The 21,958-nt window shown below is 50.8% G+C and carries 19 protein-coding genes and 1 pseudogene; 19 read left to right on the top strand and 1 reads right to left on the bottom strand.

The features are described 5' to 3' along the window. Positions 1-55 precede the first annotated feature (55 nt). From ACA108_07995 to uraH, 18 genes and pseudogenes are all read left to right on the top strand, one after another. Positions 56-2,602, top strand: a complete 2,547-nt coding sequence (locus ACA108_07995; protein XEX97432.1) for a type VI secretion system Vgr family protein — start codon at positions 56-58, stop codon at positions 2,600-2,602. Further along, positions 2,599-4,512, top strand: coding sequence for a lipase family protein (locus ACA108_08000; GenBank protein XEX97433.1), 1,914 nt, complete (start codon positions 2,599-2,601; stop codon positions 4,510-4,512). The genes ACA108_07995 and ACA108_08000 overlap by 4 nt, the downstream gene beginning before the upstream one ends. Then, positions 4,496-5,239 carry a hypothetical protein gene (locus tag ACA108_08005; protein ID XEX97434.1) on the top strand — a complete coding sequence of 248 codons (744 nt, stop codon included), beginning with the start codon at positions 4,496-4,498 and terminating at the stop codon, positions 5,237-5,239. The genes ACA108_08000 and ACA108_08005 overlap by 17 nt, the downstream gene beginning before the upstream one ends. 157 nt (positions 5,240-5,396) lie before the next feature. Continuing rightward, complete coding sequence (locus tag ACA108_08010; GenBank protein XEX97435.1) at positions 5,397-6,179, top strand: hypothetical protein; 783 nt, start codon at positions 5,397-5,399, stop codon at positions 6,177-6,179. A 176-nt stretch (positions 6,180-6,355) separates the two neighbouring features. After that, entirely contained in the window at positions 6,356-6,877 is a 522-nt protein-coding gene (locus tag ACA108_08015) for a hypothetical protein (GenBank protein XEX97436.1), read from the top strand. Then, on the top strand, positions 6,861-7,631 hold the full coding sequence (locus ACA108_08020) for a hypothetical protein (protein ID XEX97437.1): 771 nt from the start codon (positions 6,861-6,863) through the stop codon (positions 7,629-7,631). The genes ACA108_08015 and ACA108_08020 overlap by 17 nt, the downstream gene beginning before the upstream one ends. Before the next feature lie 80 nt (positions 7,632-7,711). After that, entirely contained in the window at positions 7,712-7,978 is a 267-nt protein-coding gene (locus tag ACA108_08025) for a PAAR domain-containing protein (protein ID XEX97438.1), read from the top strand. Positions 7,979-7,981: 3 nt separating this feature from the next. Further along, the gene (locus ACA108_08030; GenBank protein XEX97439.1) at positions 7,982-9,136 is read left to right on the top strand and encodes a hypothetical protein; all 1,155 of its coding nucleotides are present in this window, start codon (positions 7,982-7,984) and stop codon (positions 9,134-9,136) included. Beyond that, a complete protein-coding gene (locus ACA108_08035; GenBank protein ID XEX97440.1) occupies positions 9,123-12,545 on the top strand; it encodes an ImcF-related family protein in 3,423 nt (1,140 codons plus the stop codon). The genes ACA108_08030 and ACA108_08035 overlap by 14 nt, the downstream gene beginning before the upstream one ends. Continuing rightward, positions 12,545-14,140, top strand: coding sequence for a type VI secretion system protein TssA (tssA, locus tag ACA108_08040; GenBank protein ID XEX97441.1), 1,596 nt, complete (start codon positions 12,545-12,547; stop codon positions 14,138-14,140). The genes ACA108_08035 and tssA overlap by 1 nt, the downstream gene beginning before the upstream one ends. Before the next feature lie 29 nt (positions 14,141-14,169). Further along, a complete protein-coding gene (locus ACA108_08045) occupies positions 14,170-14,736 on the top strand; it encodes a hypothetical protein (protein ID XEX97442.1) in 567 nt (188 codons plus the stop codon). A 217-nt stretch (positions 14,737-14,953) separates the two neighbouring features. Continuing rightward, complete coding sequence (gene tssF, locus ACA108_08050; protein XEX97443.1) at positions 14,954-16,717, top strand: type VI secretion system baseplate subunit TssF; 1,764 nt, start codon at positions 14,954-14,956, stop codon at positions 16,715-16,717. Further along, positions 16,717-17,775, top strand: a complete 1,059-nt coding sequence (gene tssG / locus ACA108_08055) for a type VI secretion system baseplate subunit TssG (protein ID XEX98050.1) — start codon at positions 16,717-16,719, stop codon at positions 17,773-17,775. The genes tssF and tssG overlap by 1 nt, the downstream gene beginning before the upstream one ends. Continuing rightward, the gene (gene tssJ / locus ACA108_08060) at positions 17,756-18,292 is read left to right on the top strand and encodes a type VI secretion system lipoprotein TssJ (protein XEX98051.1); all 537 of its coding nucleotides are present in this window, start codon (positions 17,756-17,758) and stop codon (positions 18,290-18,292) included. Before tssG ends, tssJ begins: the two co-directional genes overlap by 20 nt. Continuing rightward, the gene (gene tssE, locus ACA108_08065) at positions 18,285-18,737 is read left to right on the top strand and encodes a type VI secretion system baseplate subunit TssE (protein ID XEX97444.1); all 453 of its coding nucleotides are present in this window, start codon (positions 18,285-18,287) and stop codon (positions 18,735-18,737) included. Before tssJ ends, tssE begins: the two co-directional genes overlap by 8 nt. After that, the gene (locus ACA108_08070; GenBank protein ID XEX97445.1) at positions 18,715-19,233 is read left to right on the top strand and encodes a hypothetical protein; all 519 of its coding nucleotides are present in this window, start codon (positions 18,715-18,717) and stop codon (positions 19,231-19,233) included. Before tssE ends, ACA108_08070 begins: the two co-directional genes overlap by 23 nt. A gap of 53 nt (positions 19,234-19,286) precedes the next feature. Beyond that, positions 19,287-19,532 (top strand): annotated as a pseudogene (locus ACA108_08075) (type VI secretion system ImpA family N-terminal domain-containing protein). A 168-nt stretch (positions 19,533-19,700) separates the two neighbouring features. Next, positions 19,701-20,102: a hydroxyisourate hydrolase gene (uraH, locus tag ACA108_08080; protein XEX97446.1), complete on the top strand. Its 402-nt coding sequence runs from the start codon at positions 19,701-19,703 to the stop codon at positions 20,100-20,102. 194 nt (positions 20,103-20,296) lie between these two features. On the opposite strand, the gene ACA108_08085 is transcribed toward uraH, so the two are convergent. Further along, complete coding sequence (locus tag ACA108_08085) at positions 20,297-20,458, bottom strand: hypothetical protein (protein XEX97447.1); 162 nt, start codon at positions 20,456-20,458, stop codon at positions 20,297-20,299. A 27-nt stretch (positions 20,459-20,485) separates the two neighbouring features. On the opposite strand from ACA108_08085, the gene ACA108_08090 reads away from it, so the two are divergent. Continuing rightward, positions 20,486-21,904 carry a sugar porter family MFS transporter gene (locus ACA108_08090; GenBank protein XEX97448.1) on the top strand — a complete coding sequence of 473 codons (1,419 nt, stop codon included), beginning with the start codon at positions 20,486-20,488 and terminating at the stop codon, positions 21,902-21,904. Positions 21,905-21,958: the final 54 nt, after the last annotated feature.

Here is a 21,958-nt window from a genome sequence, read left to right on the forward strand (position 1 = left end):
ATTTGCCTGCCGGTAATAGAATCATGGACAGCAGGTTATCCCATGGAGTTACATCATGAGTCTGACTGATACGCTGAAGAACACCCTGTCTGCAGTAACTGAAGACGGGATGAACCGCTACCGTCTGGATATTCCTTCCTGTACATCTTCATTGGATGTGGAGGAGTTCAGCGGCAAAGAATTTATGAGTGATCTGTATTATTACACCGTCCTGTTTACCAGCATTGATCTCAACATTGATGCCCGCCAGATGCTGAGCAAACCAGCGACTCTGACCATGGGGGCAGGTGATTTGTTCGCCCTGACTGACCGAAAAGTTGTCCACGGTGTGGTCACGCATTTTAAGCGTATCAAAGGGTCACGCGACCAGGCGACTTACCAGATTATCATTGAACCGTTTCTGGCACTGTTAAAAAATCAATTCCGTACCCACCGCTTTTTCGTCAATAAATCGGTACCGGAGGTGGTCACCGAAGTCCTCCAGGAGCATGGGCTGAAAGGCTGGGAGTATGAGTTCACGCTCAAAGCCGACTATCCGAAGCGGGAACAGATTAATCAGTATCAGGAAAATGACCTCGCATTTATCGAACGTTTGCTGGCCGAAGTGGGGATATTTTATTTCTTTACCCTGCAGCCGGACACGCAGACCGAAGTGGTGCATTTTGCAGACAAACAGAGCGCCTGGACGTTCGGTAAAAAGCTGCCGCTGAACAGCCCGTCAGGAACAAACGATAACGCGGTGGATTCGGTGTGGGATATACATGTCTGGCACAACGTGGTGGAACGCTCTGTGACGGCCAATGACTACAACCACAGGGAAGCTCAGAACGTCCTCTCTTCGGTACCGGCAGACATGACCCGGGGTGACGGGGACGGTGTCACTTACGGGGATGTGTATCACCACCGCCCGCGCCATCTTGAACGGGGTGACAAAATTACCCCTGCGGCAGAAACCGCCAACTTCTGGGCGCGTCTGGAGCATGAACGCTTCCTGTCAAACCAGACGACGGTGACCGGCAGCAGCACCGACCACACCCTCGGGCCGGCCCAGGTGCTGACCATTACCGAAGCGGCTATTCCGCCGACCCTGCCGCGTGAAACCGAGAACGGGCTCATCATCGTCAGTGCCGGTTACACCGCCAGTCGTCAGAACGCCCTGAAGGTGGAGTGGGCGGCGATGCCGTACTACGAGAATCGCTGCTGGCGACCTGAGGCCAAAAAACGCCCGGTGGTCAGCGGCACCCTGATGGCGCGCGTGACCAGCGCCAAAGACAACGATATCTACGCCTGGCAGGATGCTTCGGGCATGTACCGGGTGAAGTTCGATGCCGACCGCGACGATAAGCGCCAGGGCATGGAAAGTATGCCGGTGCGTTTTGCCAAGCCTTACGGTGGTGACAAGTACGGCTTCCACTTCCCGCTGATTCAGGGCACGGAAGTGGCCATCGCCTTCCATGAAGGTGATCCGGACCGCCCGTATATAGCCCACGCGATGCACGACTCCCGCCATGTTGACCATGTTACGGAGGCCAACAGCACGCGCAACGTTATCCGTACCGCCGGGCTGAACAAACTGCGGATGGAGGACAAGCGCGGCGAAGAGCACGTCAAGCTCAGTACTGAGTATGGCGGCAAGACCCAGCTTAATTTAGGGCACAACGTCGATGAGGAGCGCGTGGTTAGAGGAGAAGGTGCAGAGTTGCGCACCGATGATTGGGTAGCTGTTCGGGGGGGGAAAGGGATTTTCCTAAGTGCTGATTCTCAACCAAATGCTGACGGTATAATGCTCGATATGCATGAAGCTGTACAGCAGCTGGAACAGGCTCTTTCTCTCGCAAAAAGTCTCAGCAAAGCAGCTGAAACAGCAAAAGCAACTTCGGCAGATTCAGATAGCCAATCGAGTCTGAATAGTGCGCTGTCCGGACTGCAAAAACCAGGGATATTAGCTCATTCACCGATGGGAATTGGGATGGTCACTCCCGAAGCGGTTCGGATCGCGTCTGGAAGTCAAAGTGTAGGAATCGTATCTGGTCGCAATACGGACATAAGCGCAGCTCAGTCGGTAACTGTTGCGGCGTCGAAAACGGTCAGTCTATTTGCACAAAGTGCAGGGATGCAACTTTTTGCCGGGCTGGGCAAAGTGGATGTGCAGGCACAGGGAGATGCACTGAATGTTCAGGCATTGAAGGATGTCACTGTTACCAGCAATAGCGGTAGCGTGACGGTAAATGCCAGCAAGGAATTAACCCTTGTTTGTAATGGGGCTTATATCAAGATCAGTGGCGGAAATATTGAAATTGGGTGCCCGGGTAACATCCTGCTGAAAGCTGCGAATGTGCAAAAAATGGGGGCGGCAAATTTAAATCTGTCTCCTCAGGAACTGCCTAAAGGATTTAAAGGCGGGTTTGCAATAACTAATCAGGATACGGGTGAGGTGATGCCGTACACTCTTTATAAGGTAACCACCGCTGAAGGTGATGTTTATTCAGGGACAACAGATAAGCTCGGCAATACTATGCCAATTTATACTGCGTCTCCGTCATCAATGAAAATTGAGTTTCCTCTAAGCAGTACTGACAGCGAACAAGGAGCGTCATCATGAGCGAATCAAGAACATCAGCGGTAGGAACATTCGGAAAAGCCCAGGCTCCAGCGCAAAAGAAATGCTGGATTGAGATTCAATTAGTTGATGAAAATGACAACCCTGTAACAAATATGGCTTGTCGCGCTGAAAATGAGGCATCACGCGATAAGGTCATAGAACCATATACTGGAATAACCAATTCTGAAGGGGTGTTTAGGATCGATGACTTGCTTCATCCTGACCTCACCCTTTTTGTCGAAGCTCAACCACTTGCCGATGAAATGGAAAAAAGGACACTAAACATTGAAAGGACTAATTCCTATTCGATGAAAATGTCACCGGTTATCGTAGATAAGAAGACCAATCTTATTTGCTATTATGTGGTTATAGGACAGCTATGTGACAAAGCACCTCAAATACTAGGTTGGGAAGCCAAGGAACTACCTGAATTTCACTTTCCAGATCCAGAGTTTTCAGGTTTAACGATCTCGAATATGTATTTTAATGCGAGAGTAATAGTGAAAACCTGTCCGTTTAGGGCTTGGAATATTCTTCTCCATCATACAAAAGAATATTCGATTGTTAATGCTATGAATTTAGGTTTGTTGGCTAATTACGCATATAAAGAAAAAGTAGATGTTCTTTCCTTATTTAATGAAAAATTCCAAGATTTATCTGAAGTTCCCTTGTTAGGCTATTGTCCTATAGTTATAGATGTACCTTTTAGTGAACGCTATATAGACCCGGTTTTTTTAGATACGACAGAAGGAAATAATGGAGAAGGGGGGACACAACTATTTTATCTTCATAATGGCAAGCAGATAATAGTTGCATGGAGAGGTACTGAGCCATCTGCAGGTGCAGATATAGTGACAGATGCTAAATTCGTTCCAGTGCCCTGCCTAGATATTTCCCCCGTAGGGCAGTGTCATCGAGGTTTTTTAGAGGCATTTAGGCATGCGCAACGACTTTTCCCTGAAGATTTTGAACGATTAAATTCCTTGCTTGCAGGACGAGAGTTATTTATTTGTGGGCATAGCTTAGGTGGCGCGTTGACATTGCTACAAGCATCAAAGCTGATAAATTACCACCCTGTTATTTATACTTACGGCATGCCGCGTACGTTTACAAGAAACGCGATATCGTCGTTGGGGAACATTACACACTATAGACATGTAAATGATACTGATACGGTAACCAGTATACCTATGGAAGTTGATGTTGATAATGAAATGTATAAACTTTGGGCCAATATGGCTGTCGTTTTCGGTTTCCCCAAAGCTCTTGCTGACACTGCTATCAGTATCAAAAATAAATCACAGGATCCATATTGGCATCACGGAGATATTGTTGTCTTCTTAAAAGCCGAGCAAACGGTAGTTAGGTTCAAAAAAAGGCAGTTTGCAGCTACGGGTGTTGATTTTGGTAGCAACTCTCCTATTGTAAGAATAAAAGAAATTGCATTTAAAAAAGCAAAGTTATATCTCGTTCCAGAGCTTAATGAAAGTGCATTTTGTGAATCAAAGGAAAAACAAGAAAAATTCATCGGGTGTCTTGATCCTAAAAGTATTGAGCGATTCTTTAAGAAGAATACAAACCCTGATCTTGATTCATTAACGAACCCTGCAAATCACTCAATGGAAAATAAATATGTTCCATTTTTGAATAATCAACTTTTGGAATTGACAGACTCTTCAAGAAAATTGGAAAGAAAAATTAAACGGAAGGAGTTTGAATCTATGGTTGATAAATCAATTAATTCATCTGATGAGACATCAATGGATGAAGCTGTGCGCAATAAGTTATTTCTAGAATTGCAACATCTTTTGCCTCAGGCATTGAAAGCTACTCAGGGAAGTGTTGTAAACGAGAATGCACTCGTTCGTTTTAACCAGAGGGCGAAAGAACAATATGAAAACATTAACTAAATATCTTCTTCCAGCAATATCCTTGTTTTTATGCTCTTGTAATAAAGATGAGGCATTCTCTCCTTCAGAAAAAGGAGAGAATGTTTTGATTTCTATCCAATTGCCAAAATCTCTAGAAATGCTACCTCTGAGGGTTATGTATCGTTCCGATATTTGCCATAAAAAGCAAGTTAATGGTGCTGGACATAGTTATGAGGTACCAGGTTATAAAACTATGAAGCTTTCATTAAATAATGAGGGCAAGGAAAAAGGGTACAAATTACCAATCCCTAGAGATGGCGGCGGTGATTGCAAGTGGAAGCTAAGCAACTTAACACTTAGTTTTCACAGCATTCTTGGGGATGGTGCTTCTCATAGTGTTCCAATTAGTGAGGTTGTAATTTTCGATGATAATGATCCTCAACGGATTAGTGGATCATACCAAGATGTTAATGGGGATCTTGATCTAACTGGTGATTATTTCCCAATGGTTACTACATATCACATCAATGGCTATAAAAAAAGCGAATCAATTATTAGAAGTACTCCTGATAAGATGTATCGGGTACGTAACGGAGGGCGTGTTTCTTTTCATCCGCGATTTCATTCTACCAAAACTATTTATGCCGTAGAGCCTAAAGAACAAAAAGTCGGAGAATATATGTCTATTACTTATCCGGATGGAACGACTAAATCCTCCCCTTATTTTCCTGACTATAAAAAGATTCAATCACTAATTAGTGAGTAATATTCATGCATGCTAAACTAGTTTATTGATGAAGTGTTAAAAAATGGTTGGCTCCTAACGTTACAACCCATTCATTCCAGAACGTTAGATATTTCCACTACTGATACTACTTGTCGCAATAGTCTTGTTCGCTTTAAATACATCGCTAAGGAAGAGTATGAAGATATCAGCTGAAGCTATATTGGTTATACTGTTAACCTTAAAAATTACTGAATACGATGGAAATGACAAATTTACCACAGACTCCAAAATGGGAAGCGTTAAGTTGGTAGTGAAACTTCCGGATGAAATGGAATTATTACCTGTTGGGGTCATATATCGTTCAAATGTTTGTCATAAAAAACGTTATAACTCTGATGGGAAATCATATACGGAACCAGGTTTTAAATATACAAAAATACAGTTAAAAAAAGAAAAAAATGGCTCTGATTATAGTTCGTTAGTTCCATCCGATGGAGGAGGGCAATGTGATTGGAAGCTGAGTAATGTGACTATTGATATCCAATATAGGGCTGACGCATTCAAAGGAAAAGTTGATCATGTTGTAGGTTCCGGCATTATTGTTATTTTTGATGATAATCATCCACAAAGAGACGATGGTGTTTATGAAGATGTCACTGGAGATTTATTAATATCAAAACGTTATTTCCCATGGATCAATGAGCGTTTTTTAAATGGGCATTCAAGGGACTTATGGACATACAGTAAAAGATTATATTCTACCTATAAAACAAAAAATACTTATAAGATTTTATTCGCACCTGAGTCTAATTCCGATTTAATAACTTATTCGATCGGTCCAAAAGTTAAAAATGAAAGTGGTGGGAATTTCACAAGATATATTTATCCAGACGGTGAGGTTGTCAATAATGGAGATGCGTTCCCAGATTTTAATAAACTAGAAAACATTTCAAGTAGACACAGTAAAAAGTTTAATTGAATATGCTAATGCCGCCCCTCTGGACTAAGTAGCTGAGCGGAATAGTGCTATACTTTTTGCTATCTCTTCCAGAATAAGGGGGCGGTGTTAAGTTTGGTGATCCTTATTGGCATCATGGTAGCACTGTCTGCTTTTTTAAGGCTGAACAGTCTATTGTTAAGTACTCAAAAAGAATAATGCCACTTATAGGTATGGGTGTTAGAACCCCTTATATGTCAATAAGGGATATATCATTTGATAAATGTAAGCTATATCTTGTTCCAGAACTTAATGAGCAAATATTTTGCACTACAGCTGAAGAGCAAAATAAATTTGTAAAATGTTTGTCTCCTGGAATCTTAAGACATTATTTTCCTAAAAATACCAATCCAGATGTTGACTCTTGGACAAATCCAGCAAATCACTCTATGTCAAATAAATACATGCCATTTAACAATAATGAGATAATTGAATTAGTTGATCCGACACGTGAAATGGAAAGAAAGAAAAAACGTGAAGAATTTTCTGAGCAGGTAGAACAGGCGTCAAAATTAGGGAAAAGCGTTTCGCAAGATGAAGTCAATAGAAATAAAATGTTCTTAGTGCTACAGAATATGCTTCCAAAAACATTAGAGATTTCGCAGTCAAAAGATGCATGGAATAATTCATTGGCAAGATTCAAAAAAGTAGCGAAGGAAGATCATGAATATATTAACTAAGCTAATGTGCGGAATATTCCCATTTATCATAATTGGCTGTAAAAAAGATGAATCGCTATCTCCTCCCGAAAATAGCAAATTCGTAGATATTAAAGTTAATTCAGAATCAGACATAAATGTATTACCAATTAGTGTTATGTATCGATCCAATTCCTGCTTTATTGAAAGGTATGATTCCAAAGGAAAGAAATACAAAGAGGCTGGGTATAACTTCATTCAGAAAAATGTCAAAGTTATAGGCTTGATTTCGAATGCATCAATTCCAATTGATGGCGGTGGAGATTGTAAATGGAAATTGAGCAATGTAACTGTAAAATTAATGTATGACAAAAATAAATTTGATAAAGAAATTAACACAAGCATAAGGAATTCAATTGTCTTAGTCTTCGACGATAATCTTCCGCAAAATTATAACGGTAATATTGAGAATATCTCATCTGAAGATGTAAAAATCAAAAGGGAGTATTTTCCATGGATAGATACTGATTTCATGGGGAATCATGGTAAAAGTGTTAGTTTGATTATGCTTGGAGATCGAAATCTATATAGTTACGGAGTTAAAAATGCAAACTCTGTTAATATTGATTTAATTTCCAATTTTAAAGGCGTTGTTTATTCTGAAGGTCCAAGGAAGAATTCTATAAACAATAATAATTATACAGTCTTTAAGTATCCTGATGGGACCATTGATGCTCATGGGAAAGATTTTCCTGACTTTAAAAAACTTCAATCAATTTCAAAAAATGATGGTTAGTTAAACGATGATTGAATTCGTGTGTGGATTGCTAGAGTAATAACTATTTTTGATGACCATTTTTACAACGAGGTTTTAAAATGTCTAATGGTTTTGTTTTGCTAGGTGATAAGACAACGCATGGTGGTGCAGTGATCTCAGCATCATCCACTATGATCGTTAATAATAAGAAAGTCGCACTGGTGGGAGATAAAATAAACTGTCCAAAAGAAGGCCACGGAATAAACTCTATCATAGAAGGTTCGCCTGAATGGTCTTCTGATGGTAAATCAGTTGTCGTGGATGGTTGCCATTGTGAATGTGGTTGTCAGGTCATCTCCAGCGCGCCGGATTGCGCTATAGGATAATTAATGAGCTGGGAGCGTCAAAAATCACATGTTACTCCGATGCCGGAAGAACCTTCTCTTCTTATCTGGCTTATCGGTGGTCTCGCTGCCCTGATCGCTGGAGGGTTGCTCTTTGTTCTCCATGCTAATCAGTTGCTGGGTGCAGGGCAGAATTACAATATTTGGGTTGTGTCCGGCTCTCCACCACTAATCTGGATTTTCTGCATTTGCCTGAGAGCCTGGCTCTATAACAATGGTATTGATAAGCACGAATTTGAATCGAAAGAAGCTGATTACTCTCAACAGCAATGGACCGAATGGGCTGGGCGTTATTTGGCCGTAATGAGCAGCGAAGTGATCCTGCCTCAGTCACTGACAGTGCCAATGTTTATACCTGTAAGTACAGAATTAGAAGAATACAACGGGTTGGCCATGCGGCTTGATATTAGCCCAGCTATGGCAGCATCATTGATTCAGCTTGAAGGTGTTAAAGATGCGCTGATGCGATTACCAACAGAAATAGCGTTGAAGGTAGTTCTGCTAACTGATTCTGCCGAGGAAGACACTGAGCTAAGAGTAATCTTTGAAGATTGCTGGCGTGAGTTGATGCCAACGGAACGCCCAGTCCCCACATTGTCAGTGCAACGCTCTCTTTCATTTGATTCCGTAGAACGAAGGATCAAAACGCCAGATATTTCAGTTGAGCTTGTCATGGTTCAACAGTTGTGTGGTCGTGATCGGTATAGCGATGCGCTTGCTACGCTCTTGCTGACAACTGATGATGTTGCGACCAAATATGAACTAGACCACGACGTACGCTTGCTCCGTCCTATGTCTCTGGAAGGCGATGACCTGTTCAGTGAATTCGATCTCTACTTTTCTACCCAGACCCAGTCTATCAACACACAGCATATCATCGGTGACCACGTTCGTTGGGGGCAGTCGTTTTCCTTGATGCTTAAAGCGAGTGAGTTATATCAGGGACACTGGAAAACAGAACAACTGCACTGGCTTGAGACATATGCCGGGCGCTGCGGACCATTCTCCCCCTGGATAATGACTGCCATAGTCAGTGATGCGATACAGCTATTAAAGACAAACTGTTTGATGTTATCGGAAGGTGAAGGGCAGCGTTTTATTAATACAGTGACAACAGGGAATAAGAATGAAAGCAGTTGAGGATACTGTATGGCGTGGTAACTGGGGGCGTTTCGGGCTGACAATAATTATTACTGCAGTAGTCGCCTGGCTAATCTGGAACTACGGTCACTTGATTGGTTTGGATACTTCAGGCTTAAAATGGCTTGGGTTTGCAGGCGCTTTGATTTTAGTCTTATTCATTCGCCATGGTGGGATCGTGCGTCAGGCAATCCAGGAGCGCTGGCATCGCTTTCAGGCAAAGCGAAAGAATGTCCTGCCGGCCGATGAAGGCCGCGTCAAGCAGACCGCACCACGCAATGTCACCGTTGATACCATCCGTGAAGCCATGCGTAACCTCTACGGTCGGCGTTGGGGACGTAAAACGCGCATCCTGCTGATAACGGGTACTTCCGCTGAGGTTGAGCAACTGACCCCGGGTCTGACAGTTCAGCTCTGGCAGGAAGACCGCGGCACGCTGTTGCTGTGGGGCGGGGACCTCAATACCCCGGCAGACAGTGCCTGGCTGACCGCGCTGCGTAAGCTGCGTCGTCGTCCGGTGGATGGCCTGGTGTGGGTCACCTCGGCCTTTGACCAGCTCTCAGCACCGGGGCTGGAGCAGCCGCTGCCGGTACCGGTACCGTCTGAAAGCACCATGGACTCCCTGTCTCATGCCATCAGCGCACGTATGGAAACGCTTGGCTGGAAACTCCCGCTGTATGTCTGGTCCCTGCACCCGCGCGCCGGTAAGCCGGAAGGGCGCATTACGCAGGCGACCGGCTGCCTGTTACCTGTCGGGTGTCGTACCGAAGGACTGGCAGAACAGCTCTCCGCCCTGACGCCGGATTTGACCTCGCAGGGTCTGCAGCAGACCTGCGGCGAGGTTAAACATAACTTCTTACTGACGCTCGCTGACCAGCTTATTCGTGAGCCACAGAGCGTGACTGCGCCACTGTCGGTGATGCTCAATCCGTACCGCCCGCTGCCGCTGGCCGGCGTGGTGTTCAGTCAGCCCTCTGCCGGTGCTGAACGTGCTGTGACGCACCACTGGGGCATGGATAAGCGCTGGGATATTCTGCCTGAATCTGTCCGGACACTCCCGGCCGGACTCCGTCCGCGCAAACCGGGTATTCCCTGGCGCAAAGTGTTCGCATCAGTTGTCGCCCTGGCAATGATGGGCTGGGCTGCGTGGATGAGCATCGCGTATGTCACCAACCGCAGCCAGATTGACGGTGCGAATGCCCAGGCCGCACTTGCCGCCCGACAGAATCAGCCGCTGGAACAGCGCCTGCACGCGCTGTCTGAACTCCAGAAAACGCTGGCCCGTCTGCAGTACCGCGCTGAGCACGGTGCGCCCTGGTATGAGCAGGCCGGGCTGAGCCAGAACAATGCCCTGCTGGCCGCACTCTGGCCACGCTATCAGGACAGCGCGCTGCCGCTGTTGCGGGATGCGGCCGCTGACCATCTTCAAAAGCAGGTTAGTGCCTTTAACGCGCTGCCGCCGGGCAGCCCGCTGCGTGAGCAGATGGCAAAAACGACCTATGACCAGCTCAGACTCTACCTGATGCTGGCCCGTCCGGAACATATGGACGCCGCCTGGTTCAGTTCGGCGCTGCTGCACGACTGGCCAAAACGCAGTGGCGTGAAAGACGGCGTCTGGCAGGGGATGGCTCCATCACTGCTGACGTTTTACGGGGCGCAGCTGGCGGCTCATCCTCAGTGGCGTCTGCCTGCAGATGAGAGCATGGTCAGCCAGGCACGTTCGCTGCTGGTTCGCCTGATGGGCGTGCGCAACAGCGAGTCCTCCCTGTACCAGAAGATGCTCTCTCAGGTCGCACACCTGTATGTCGATATGCGTCTGGATGACATGGCCGGCGATACAGACGCGGCACGCCTGTTCAGTACCTCTGAGGTGGTGCCGGGGATGTTCACCCGTCAGGCCTGGGAGCAGTCTGTTCAGCCCGCCATCGAGAAAGTGGTGAAGGCACGCCGGGACGAACTCGACTGGGTGCTGACGGACAGCAAGCGGCCGGCGGCGGCACAGGATGAAACCTCCCCGGAAGCGCTGAAGAAGCGTCTGACGGACCGCTACTTTGCGGACTTTGGCGGAGCCTGGCTGGAATTCCTTAACAGCCTGCGCTGGAATCAGGCTGCCACGCTGTCGGACTCGATTGACCAGCTGACCCTGATGGCTGACGTCCGCCAGTCGCCTCTGGTGGCCCTGATGAACACCCTGAACGTGCAGGGGCGCACCGGGCAAACGGGTGAAGCGATTTCTGACTCGCTGGTGAAATCGGCGAAGAATCTGCTGGGTGGGGATGACAAAGATGCGATTGATCAGAGTGCAGGCGTTCACGGGCCACTGGATGCCACCTTTGGTCCGGTGCTGGCGCTGATGGATAAAACCCGCTCCGGGACGCAGGCCCAAAGCCTCCAGTCGTATCTGACCCGTGTTACCCAGGTACGTCTGCGCCTGCAGCAGGTGACCAACGCCGCTGACCCACAGGCGATGACCCAGACCCTTGCCCAGACAGTATTCCAGGGTAAGGCGGTCGACCTGACCGAAACCCGCGACTATGGCAGCCTGATTGCCGCTGGCCTCGGCCAGGAGTGGAGCGGTTTTGGTCAGACGGTGTTTGTGAACCCGATGGAGCAGGCCTGGCAGCAGGTGCTGACCCCGGCGGCCGACAGCCTCAATACGCAGTGGCAGCAGGCCGTGGTCAGTGAGTGGAACAGTGCCTTTGGTGGTCGCTATCCGTTCAGTAACAGCAGCAGCGACGTTTCCTTGCCGCTGCTGGCTAAATACCTCAATGCCGATTCCGGGCGTATCGCGCAGTTCCTGCAGACCCGTCTCAAAGGTGTGCTGCACCGGGAAGGTAATCACTGGGTACCGGACAGCATCAATTCGCAGGGACTGACCTTTAACCCGGCCTTCCTCAATGCCATCAACACCCTGAGTCATATCTCGGATGTGGCCTTTACCGAAGGCAACGCCGGCATGAACTTTGAGCTGCGTCCGGGCACTGCCGCCGGGGTGATGCAGACGGACATGATTATCGACAGTCAGAAACTGACCTACGTTAACCAACTGCCGGCGTGGAAGCGCTTCACATGGCCTGCGGATACCGAGGCGCCCGGCGCTAACCTGAGCTGGATAAGTACGCAGGCGGGTACCCGCCAGTATGCGGATATTCCCGGTGCCTGGGGGTGGATACGCCTGCTCGACACGGCGGCGGTCAGCGCGTACCCGGGGACGGGCAGCAGCTACAGCCTGAGCTGGAAAGCACAGGACGGTCGTCCCCTGAATTACACCCTGCGAACCGAAGCCGGAGAAGGGCCGCTGGCGCTGCTGAAACTGCGTCACTTCCGTTTGCCGGAGACCATTTTCAGCACAGCCGGGGCGGCACCGACAGACCGGGTTGCCAGTGCGGGCACCGGGGAGGATTACTGATGAGCAACCTGAACACATTACTCAGCGCCTGCCAGCAAGAAGAAGCGGCGCTGCTGCACATCACCCGGGAGCGGGTGGCGCAATGGGACAGCTGGTTGAAGCCGTTGTCAGAGGCATCCCCCGTCGGGGATGACCCGGGCTACGACGATGACTTTCAGCAGATGCGCGAAGAGGTCAACAAACTCTCCGGGGCGGATACGGAACTCATCTGCCAGCTGGCGGAGAAGCTGCTCACCGGTACGGCGAAAGACATTCGGGTGGCGACGTACTATTGCTGGGCAAAACTGCACCGTGAGGGTGAGCAGGGCCTGGCGGAGGGACTCGAACTGCTGGCCGGACTCCTTGAGCGCTTTGGTGCCCAACTGCATCCACAACGTGACCGCAGCCGCAAAGCAGCGCTGGAGTGGCTGGCAGGCTCCCGCATGACCGACAGCCTGTTGCTGTACCCGGAAGTGGTCCGGGAAGAGGCGGTGCGCACCACCGGTGCACTGTTGCTGATTGCACAGTTAACCGAAAATGAGCCCGATGAAACCCGTCCGCAGCTTAATGCGTTGTACGGTGCACTTGAGAGCCGACTGCAGAGAGCCGGTGGTGTGGACGCAGTTGTACCGCAGAACGCCAGCAACAGCGAACCGCAATCCACAATACGTCACGGTGACGCCCCGGTAACAGGGCGTATCACCTCCGGCCAGGATTTACTGGCCCAGGCACGTACCTTCGCCGAATATCTGCGTGAACAGCCTGACGGCTGGTTGTCAGCCCATCACCTGATGAAAAGTCTGCGTCACGATACGCTGCATGCCATTCCGGCCCCCGATGCACAGGGTCGCACGCGCATCGAGCCGCCAAGAGCGGACCAGCGGGCGTTACTCAAGCGCCTTTACCTGCAGCAGAACTGGAGTGAAATGCTTGAGACGGCAGACAGCACCTTCTCCCGCGGGGCCAACCATCTGTGGCTGGATTTGCAGTGGTATATCCACCAGGCCCTGATGAAGTCCGGTCAGGTCACGCTGGCGGACATTGTGGCGGCTGATCTGAAAGGGCTGCTGAGCCGCCTGTCAGGCCTGGAAATGCTGGCCTTCAGTGACGGCACGCCGTTTGCGGATGAAGTGACGCTGAACTGGATCCAGCAGAGCGTGCTGGACACCGTCGGTGGGTGGGGTGATGACACCCCATCAGCCCCGGTCACCTCTGGTCACGACGATATTCTGGCGCTGGAGCCGGAAGCCGTGGCACTGGCGGACAGCGAAGGCCCGGAGGCGGCACTGACCTGGCTACAGACCAGGCCCGGCATCAACAGCAGACGCCAGCAGTGGCTGCTGCGTCTGCTGATGGGCCGTATTGCTGAGCAGTACGGGAAGAATGAGCTGGCGGTACATCTGTTTGCCGAGCTGGGCGAACGGGTCCGTGACGTCACCCTTACTGAATGGGAGCCTGAGCTGTTGTTTGAAGTCCAGGCCCGCCACCTGAAACTGCTGCGGCTGAAAGCCGGTCGCAGTGAGGCTGACAAGGCCCGCCTCGCGCCGGTGATGGACCAGCTGCTGGCCAGTCTGATTGCGGTCGACCCCGCTCGCGCCGCTGTTCTCTGTAGTTAACTGTTCGTTTTAAAAAAGGTGAACTTGGGGTGTTTCGATTAACTTCATGGAGCATTTGTCTGGCTCTCATTTTTCGTTCAACTGTATTGTTTGCTGCGCCAGATGCAGGTTCGGTGGCTGCAAGAAAAGCGGTCATCTATTCATTATCAAAGGCATTACTCTGTCAGCGCTCTGATGGAATAAGCCTTGCAGGAAATAATAAAAGCGATAGTACTTTGAAGAAAGCTGGTGCTTCTATAGTTTTTGGTGATGACGATATATATAACAATTTTACTTACAGTTTTGCAGAACCATTATTGATAGAAGAAAACAACATATACAACGTCCAGCAAAACGTGGGTGAGGGCGGTGCTGTTTTGCTTGCTGAGGCTAAGGGCGATATGATCACTCTTGTTAAAAATCTAGGAGCCCAACCTACGAACGAAGACGAATGGCTGGGCATGGAGAATGTTCTCTTCGTTAAACCAGTTAAGAGCAGCAATAGCCAAGTCGATGATACAGAAAGTTATGATGGTGAGATAGTCATCGGACAAAGTCCTGAGCAAAAGCAATCAGGGCGATTCATCTACGGGTGCATCCAGAAAATGGAATTTTGATATGACTAAGGAATTTATCGCTGTTATTTTTTTGCGTGAGTTAATCAGGTTTTTAAGCCTTCAAAATCAGAAAGGTTTACTTGTATTGATTGTTCTGAATGAGATTGTTTGTTCCATAGCAGGATTCCGACTTTAGCATAAAAGAGTGAAGTCTTGTTGGAATAAGTTTTTATTAATTTAAGACCATGGAACATGGTTCGTTAAGGCATATTGTTGAATGGAAGATTTAACCCTGCGTTATTACGACGCGGAATTGCGCTACCTCCGTGAAGCAGCCAAAGAGTTTGCCCAGACCCATCCTGACCGGGCCGCGATGCTGGACCTGGATAAAGCGGGCACACCCGACCCGTACGTTGAACGCCTGTTCGAAGGCTTTGCCTTCTCGATGGGACGGCTGCGTGAAAAAATTGACGACGACCTGCCGGAGCTCACCGAAGGGCTGGTCAGCATGCTCTGGCCACACTATCTGCGTACCATTCCGTCACTTTCGGTAGTGGCGTTTACACCCGCGCTTCAGTCCGTGAAAATGGCAGAAGTGATGCCCGCGGGTCTGGAAGTATACTCCCGCCCGGTGGGGCCGAAAAACACGGTCTGTCGCTACCGCACGACCCAGGATATGATGCTCAATCCGCTCAGTGTTTCGGGTGTCACCATGACCACCGAACCGGACGGACGCTCGCTCCTGCGCATGCGCTTTGCCTGCAGTACACAGGCGGACTGGTCCCATGCTGACCTCAGTCACCTGAGCCTGTATCTCGGGGCGGATGCGCCGGTCAGCAGCCAGTTGCACCTGATGCTGACCAAACGGCAGGCGGCGCTGTACATGCGTCTGCCCGGGCAGACTGACCGTATCCGCCTTGAAGGGTATTTTTCCCCCGGCGGGTTTGCTGAAGAGGACGGCTTGTGGCCTAAAGGCGATACCGCCTTCAGCGGCTATCAGCTGCTGCTGGAGTACTTCACCTTCCGCGACAAGTTTATGTTTGTCCATCTCAATGGCCTGGACGGTATTACGCCGCCCGCCGGGGCGGAGTACTTCGATATTGAAGTCGTGTTCAGTACACCGTGGCCATCAGACCTGCCGGTCACCGATGACGCGGTTCATCTTCACTGCGTACCGGTGATTAACCTGTTCACCCTGGAAGCAGACCCGCTCACCATCACCGGGCTTGAAAGCGAATATCTGCTGCGACCTAAACGACTGCAGGACGGACACACCGAGATTTATGCCGTCGACTCAGTCACGGGCTCAAACCGGACCCGTGATGCGGAGTATGTGCCGTTCAGCAGCTTCCGGCATAAAGGCGGCATGATGCGCCGTCAGGCACCACCGCGTTACTACCACACCCGCGTGAAACGCAGTGTGACCGGGCTGTATGACACCTGGCTTATTCTGGGAGGCCACCAGTGGGAAGATGACCGGATGTTTGAGCGTGAAGCCGTCTCGCTGCAAATCACCGGCACCAACGGCCAGTTACCGCGCCGGGCACTCCAGAGTACGCTCCTTGACCGCTGTGAACAGGTGGTGCAGGCCCCGTTAACGGTCAGAAACCTCTGCAAGCCTACACTCCCGGTCTATCCCCCTGCCGAAGACCGTTTTCACTGGCGGGTGCTGAGCCACCTCGGCTCCGGCTTCCTCAATATGATGAGTACCGCTGAAGTGCTGCGCGGTACCCTGGCGCTGTATAACTGGCAGGAAGATGAGCTCAATAACCGCCGGCTGGAGGCTATTCAGCAGGTGACCCATCATCGGCTTCAGCGTTTTGAACATGGGTATCTGCTGCGTGGGCTGGACATCGAGGTCACCCTCGACAGCAACGGTTTCACAGGGGAGGGGGATATTCACCTGTTTGGCGAAATGCTCAACCGGTTCTTTGGCCTCTATGCCGATATGAACCAGTTTAACCAGCTCACCCTTATTGTTCAGCCAGAAGGAAAGTGCATCCGGTGGAAAGAGAATCACAGTCCGCGCCTGCCCGGCTGATGGAGCGGCTACGGCAGTACCTGCCGTACATGAACTTTTATCGCTTCTGCCAGGTACTGGAGCAGAGCCAGCCGGGTAAACCGGTTATCGGCAGCAGCTGGCAGGTGCGCCATGAGCCGGTGCGCTTCCGGCCTCATCCGGGAATGGGCTTCCCGGCGTCTGAAATCAAAGGGATTGAGCCGTCTGAACATACCCATCTGCCACCGACGGTGCGCATCACCTTTATGGGGCTCTACGGCGTGGAGTCCCCGCTGCCGACGCACTATATCGATGACATCACCCAGCGACGGGAAGGCTATGAGGCCACGGCGGATTTCCTCGATATCTTCAACCACCGGCTGATTGCTCAGTATTACCGCATCTGGCGCAAATACTCTTACCCGGCGAGCTTTGAAGCCGGCGGTAAGGACGACATCTCGCAGTATCTGCTGGGCCTGGCAGGCCTTGGTATTGACGGCTGCACGGACAGCATCGCCGCCCCTGCGTCACGCTTCCTCGCGCTGCTGCCGGTGATGCTTCTGCCGGGGCGAACGGCCGAAGGTCTGGCCTCGCTGGTACGCCTGCTGGCACCTGACACACAGGCGAAAATCTGGCACCACGACAAGCGCCGCGTGCCGCTGAAAAAGCCGCTGACCATGAGTGTCAGCCAGCCCGTCACCCTGACCAGTCGCCCGGTGATGGGAAACTATGCCACCGATGTGAACAGCCAGGTGCTGATGCGCCTGACGTCCACTAATCCGGATGAGGTGCAGGGCTGGCTGCCCGGTGGTGAGCTTCACACGGACCTGATGGCGTTGCTGCATGTCTATCTTGGCTCGCGGCTCGATGTTCGCCTGCAGCTGTGCGTCGACCGCAGCCTGCTCCCGGACGCGACGATGAGCACGAATCCCAAAGCAGGCGCTGTGCAGCTGGGTCGCACTGCCGTCATGCGGCCACTAAATGCGGCTAAGACCGCCTCACACCCTAAAACAATCACCATTAACCTGGGTCGCTATGAGCGGGTTCAGGAACATATTCACCGCAGGGAGACCGATGAAGATGGCGACTACCGCTGGTAAATCCACCCTGGTGGCACTGACCGCCGGCATCACACTGATGCTGACCGGTTGTGGGCTGACCCAGAGCGTCAGCGACGGCACTGTCGCTGTGACCAAATCGATTTTTTATAAGCAGATAAAGACCCTGCATCTGGATCTGCGGGCCCGTGAGGCCGTAAACAGCAACGCTGGCGGCGTTCCGTTGTCCACAGTGGTGCGTATCTATCAGCTCAAGGACCGTAAAACCTTCGACAGTACGGATTACCCGTCACTGTTTAAGTCTGACAGTCAGGCCATCAAGGCAGACCTGGTGGCAGAGAAAGACATTCGCCTGCAGCCGGGCGGGGCCGTGACGGTCGATATGCCGATGGAGGAAAGTGCGCAGTATGTGGCGGTGGCCGGGATGTTTATGTCGCCGGACCAGGTGAACAACACCTGGCGCGTGGTGCTGAGCCGGGACGACCTCGATCCGGATAAAGCCCGGGTAATTGAGGCCGGTAACAACCGCCTGACCCTGAAGGCGCTGAAAGATGAGTGAGTCACCGCGTCCATCGCTGTATGAAGCCCTGTTTGGCAACTTCACCGGCGGTCTCGATCTTCACCTGGTCAGCGAGCAGAACCAGGTGATTCTCTCGGTGCTGGATAATATGCAGCGCATCCTCAACTGCCGTGCCGGTACGCTGGCGCACCTGCCTGACTATGGCCTGCCGGATATGACTAAAATCCTGCAGGGAATGCCGGGAACGGCCCATGAACTGATGGGCACCTTATCAGCCGTATTACTCAAATACGAACCGCGACTGAAAAGCATCGATGTCATCCTCCTCGACCAGAACATTCCCGGTGAACTTCGCTATGCCATCGATGCTGAGCTCAAAGGGGTCGGCCTGGTGCGCTACGGCACCGAATTTATGCCTGAGGGGCGGGTGCTGATACGCCACCTTAAACAGCAGCAGTATCTTGACGCTCAAACCCGCCTCTAACCTCCTGACGGACAGTGAAAGTATGTCGGCAAAAGCCCGTTTTTTGAAAAAATTGCAGGATCAACACCCCCGCAGCACGGCCTTTGGCACGAAGGCCGAAGCTGATATCGCGGCCTTTCGCCAGGGAATAAGCCAGCTTCAGGCGTCAATGGAAACATGGCTTGCCGGAACAGAAGTGCGCACTGAAACCACAAACACGGCGCTGGTTGAGTTTCTGATTGGCGGTAGCACATTTTCCGTCCCGGGTATCGTCCTGCACTATCAGCAGCGGAATATCCGCTTTACCCCCATCTTTCTTTACGGCCAGGGCGTGACCGGCTGTGTTGAGGTCTGCCTGAGTACAGCGGGCGATATCCGGCCCCTGTACCGCCTGTTTATGCGCAGCGGTGAGGGGGAGGGATGGACCTGTTGTCCGGCGGGAGCGCTGAGCGTAAATCCTGCCCCATTTGATGAAGAAGCGTTCTTTACGATGATTGCTCCTCTGCTCCCTGAGTAACCCCCGCCTCTGACTTTGACCCTGCTCTTTTTATGCCCACGGACAACCAAAACATGTATGACCAACAACCCCGGCCGGTGAGAACCGGCGGCGATCCGCGTTCACTGCCTGAGTTTCAGGCACTGCGCGATGAGATGAGTAAACTGACGCATCCGGCATGCCCGGACGTCGACTGGCATCAGGTGGAAAAGCTGTCGCTCACCCTGTTTGAAATCAACGGCGTGGAGCTGCAGACTTGCGCCTGGTATACCCATGCGCGCACCCAGCTGGCGCGGGTCAGTGGGATGAACGAGGGGCTTAAAGGGGTTGCCGAAAGGCGACCCCTTTTGCTTTTGGGGCCGCTGAATGCCACCGTTTTTTCTTCCACAACACTCCGCTAACCGCCAGAGAAATATAACAAAAAGTTTAATTTTAAATTTTGAGGCTGCGTCTATAGTTACGCTACTTCTTAACTACTGGTTAACGTCATGAAAATACTAACGGCTACGATTATCTCGCTACTCAGTTTTAGTGCTTTTGCTGCCCCGGAAGGGACCCTGAGCGTACACATCCTCAACCAGCAAACCGGCCTCCCTTCAGCGGGGGTTGTGGTGGAACTGGATAAACAGGACAGTGCTTCCTGGCAACATCTTGCAACCTCTAAAACTGATGCGGACGGCAGAATAAAATCTCTTTACCCGGCCAGCGGTGAGATGGAGCCCGGCATTTATAAGGTGACGTTCAGGGTGGGGGACTACTTTAAGTCTAATGACATGAAAACCTTCTTCCCGTCTGTCCCCGTCATTTTCAACGTGACTAAGACGAACGAAAAGCTTCATATCCCTTTGCTCCTGAGCCAGTATGGATATTCAACCTATCGGGGGAGCTAAACCTCTCACTTAGTGCTTGCCTGTCGGCTCCTCCAGCCATGAAGCAAAAGGAGCCAGCTCTGCAACCTGCTCAGCGCGCCCGCCATTTTTGTCTCGTCCTTAAGTCGGGCTTGCGCAGCTTTTGTTGAATAATTAATCCATATTCATTTTTTATGGTAATCAGGTTAGTACATATGATCGTTAGGTATTTCTTCTTAAAATTTAAAATGTTGATGAATGAAATTCGTCCACTCAATAACATCGCTATATGAAACCTGCATCACAAAACGCGGTAGTGCAGCAGTATCATCCATCTCTTCGCCTGTTTTTGGCCTGACCCGCCCCGCCGCTAATCTCTTACCGTTAGGAAAACCCATACTTTCCATAAAGGCAGGAGTTGTACCATGTCTTATGTCAGTCATGCCCCGGTTGTTCAGCAATCGCACGAGCGCAAAGTTCGCCGCATGAATATGTTCGTCTCAGTCTCCGCTGCGGTGGCCGGTCTGCTGTTCGGACTGGATATTGGCGTGATTGCCGGTGCGCTGCCTTTTTTAACCGATCATTTCTCTTTAACCAGCCGGGCGCAGGAGTGGGTGGTCAGCAGCATGATGCTGGGCGCCGCGTTCGGCGCGCTGTTTAACGGCTGGCTATCGCATCGCCTGGGGCGTAAGTACAGCCTGCTGGCCGGGGCGATATTGTTCATTGCCGGTTCGCTTGGCTCCGCCTTCGCCACAAATCTTGAAGTTCTGCTGTTTGCCCGCGTGATTCTGGGCGTTGCCGTGGGGATCGCTTCTTATACGGCTCCGCTTTATCTGTCTGAAATGGCGTCGGAAAAAGTTCGTGGCAAAATGATCAGTATGTATCAGCTGATGGTGACGCTGGGGATCGTGCTGGCCTTCTTGTCCGATACCGCGCTGAGCTACAGCGGCAACTGGCGTGCAATGCTTGGTGTGCTGGCGCTTCCGGCCGTAGTGCTGCTGGCGATGGTTATTTTCCTGCCCAACAGCCCGCGCTGGCTGGCGGCGAAAGGCCAGCATGTTAAGGCCGAAGAAGTGTTACGCATGCTACGCGATACGTCGGAAAAAGCGCGTGAAGAGCTAAACGAGATCCGCGAAAGCCTGAAGGTGAAGCAGGGCGGCTGGGCATTGTTTAAAAACAACCGTAACGTCAGGCGGGCTGTTTTCCTGGGCATGCTGCTGCAGGCTATGCAGCAGTTTACCGGTATGAACATCATCATGTATTACGCGCCAAAAATATTCGAAATGGCGGGGTTCAGCTCCACCCACGATCAGATGATGGCGACGGTGGTAGTCGGATTAACCTTTATGTTTGCAACATTTATTGCTGTCTTCACCGTTGATAAAAACGGTCGCAAACCGGCGCTGAAAATCGGTTTTACCGTTATGGCGCTTGGCACGCTGGTGCTGGGCTATTGCCTGATGCAGGTCGACAGCGGCGCGGCCTCAACCGGGCTCTCCTGGCTGGCCGTAGGCATGACGATGATGTGTATTGCAGGCTATGCGATGAGTGCCGCGCCAGTCGTCTGGATCCTCTGTTCTGAAATCCAGCCGCTGAAATGCCGTGACTTCGGGGTGACCTGCTCCACGACCACTAACTGGGTGTCCAACATGATTATCGGCGCTACGTTCCTGACGCTGCTGGATAATTTTGGCGCCGCTTCAACATTTTGGATCTATACCGTGCTAAACCTTGCGTTCGTCGGTATCACTTACTGGCTAATACCGGAAACCAAAAACGTCACCCTTGAGCATATCGAGAAGAAACTGATGTCGGGTGAGAAGCTTCGTAATATTGGGATTTAAACATCAAGCGGGCGATAGCCCGCTGATAACATGTGTCTGGTGCATACTATTTGC

Origin of the sequence: Dryocola sp. LX212, assembly GCA_041504365.1 — a bacterium.
Taxonomy (GTDB): domain Bacteria; phylum Pseudomonadota; class Gammaproteobacteria; order Enterobacterales; family Enterobacteriaceae; genus Dryocola.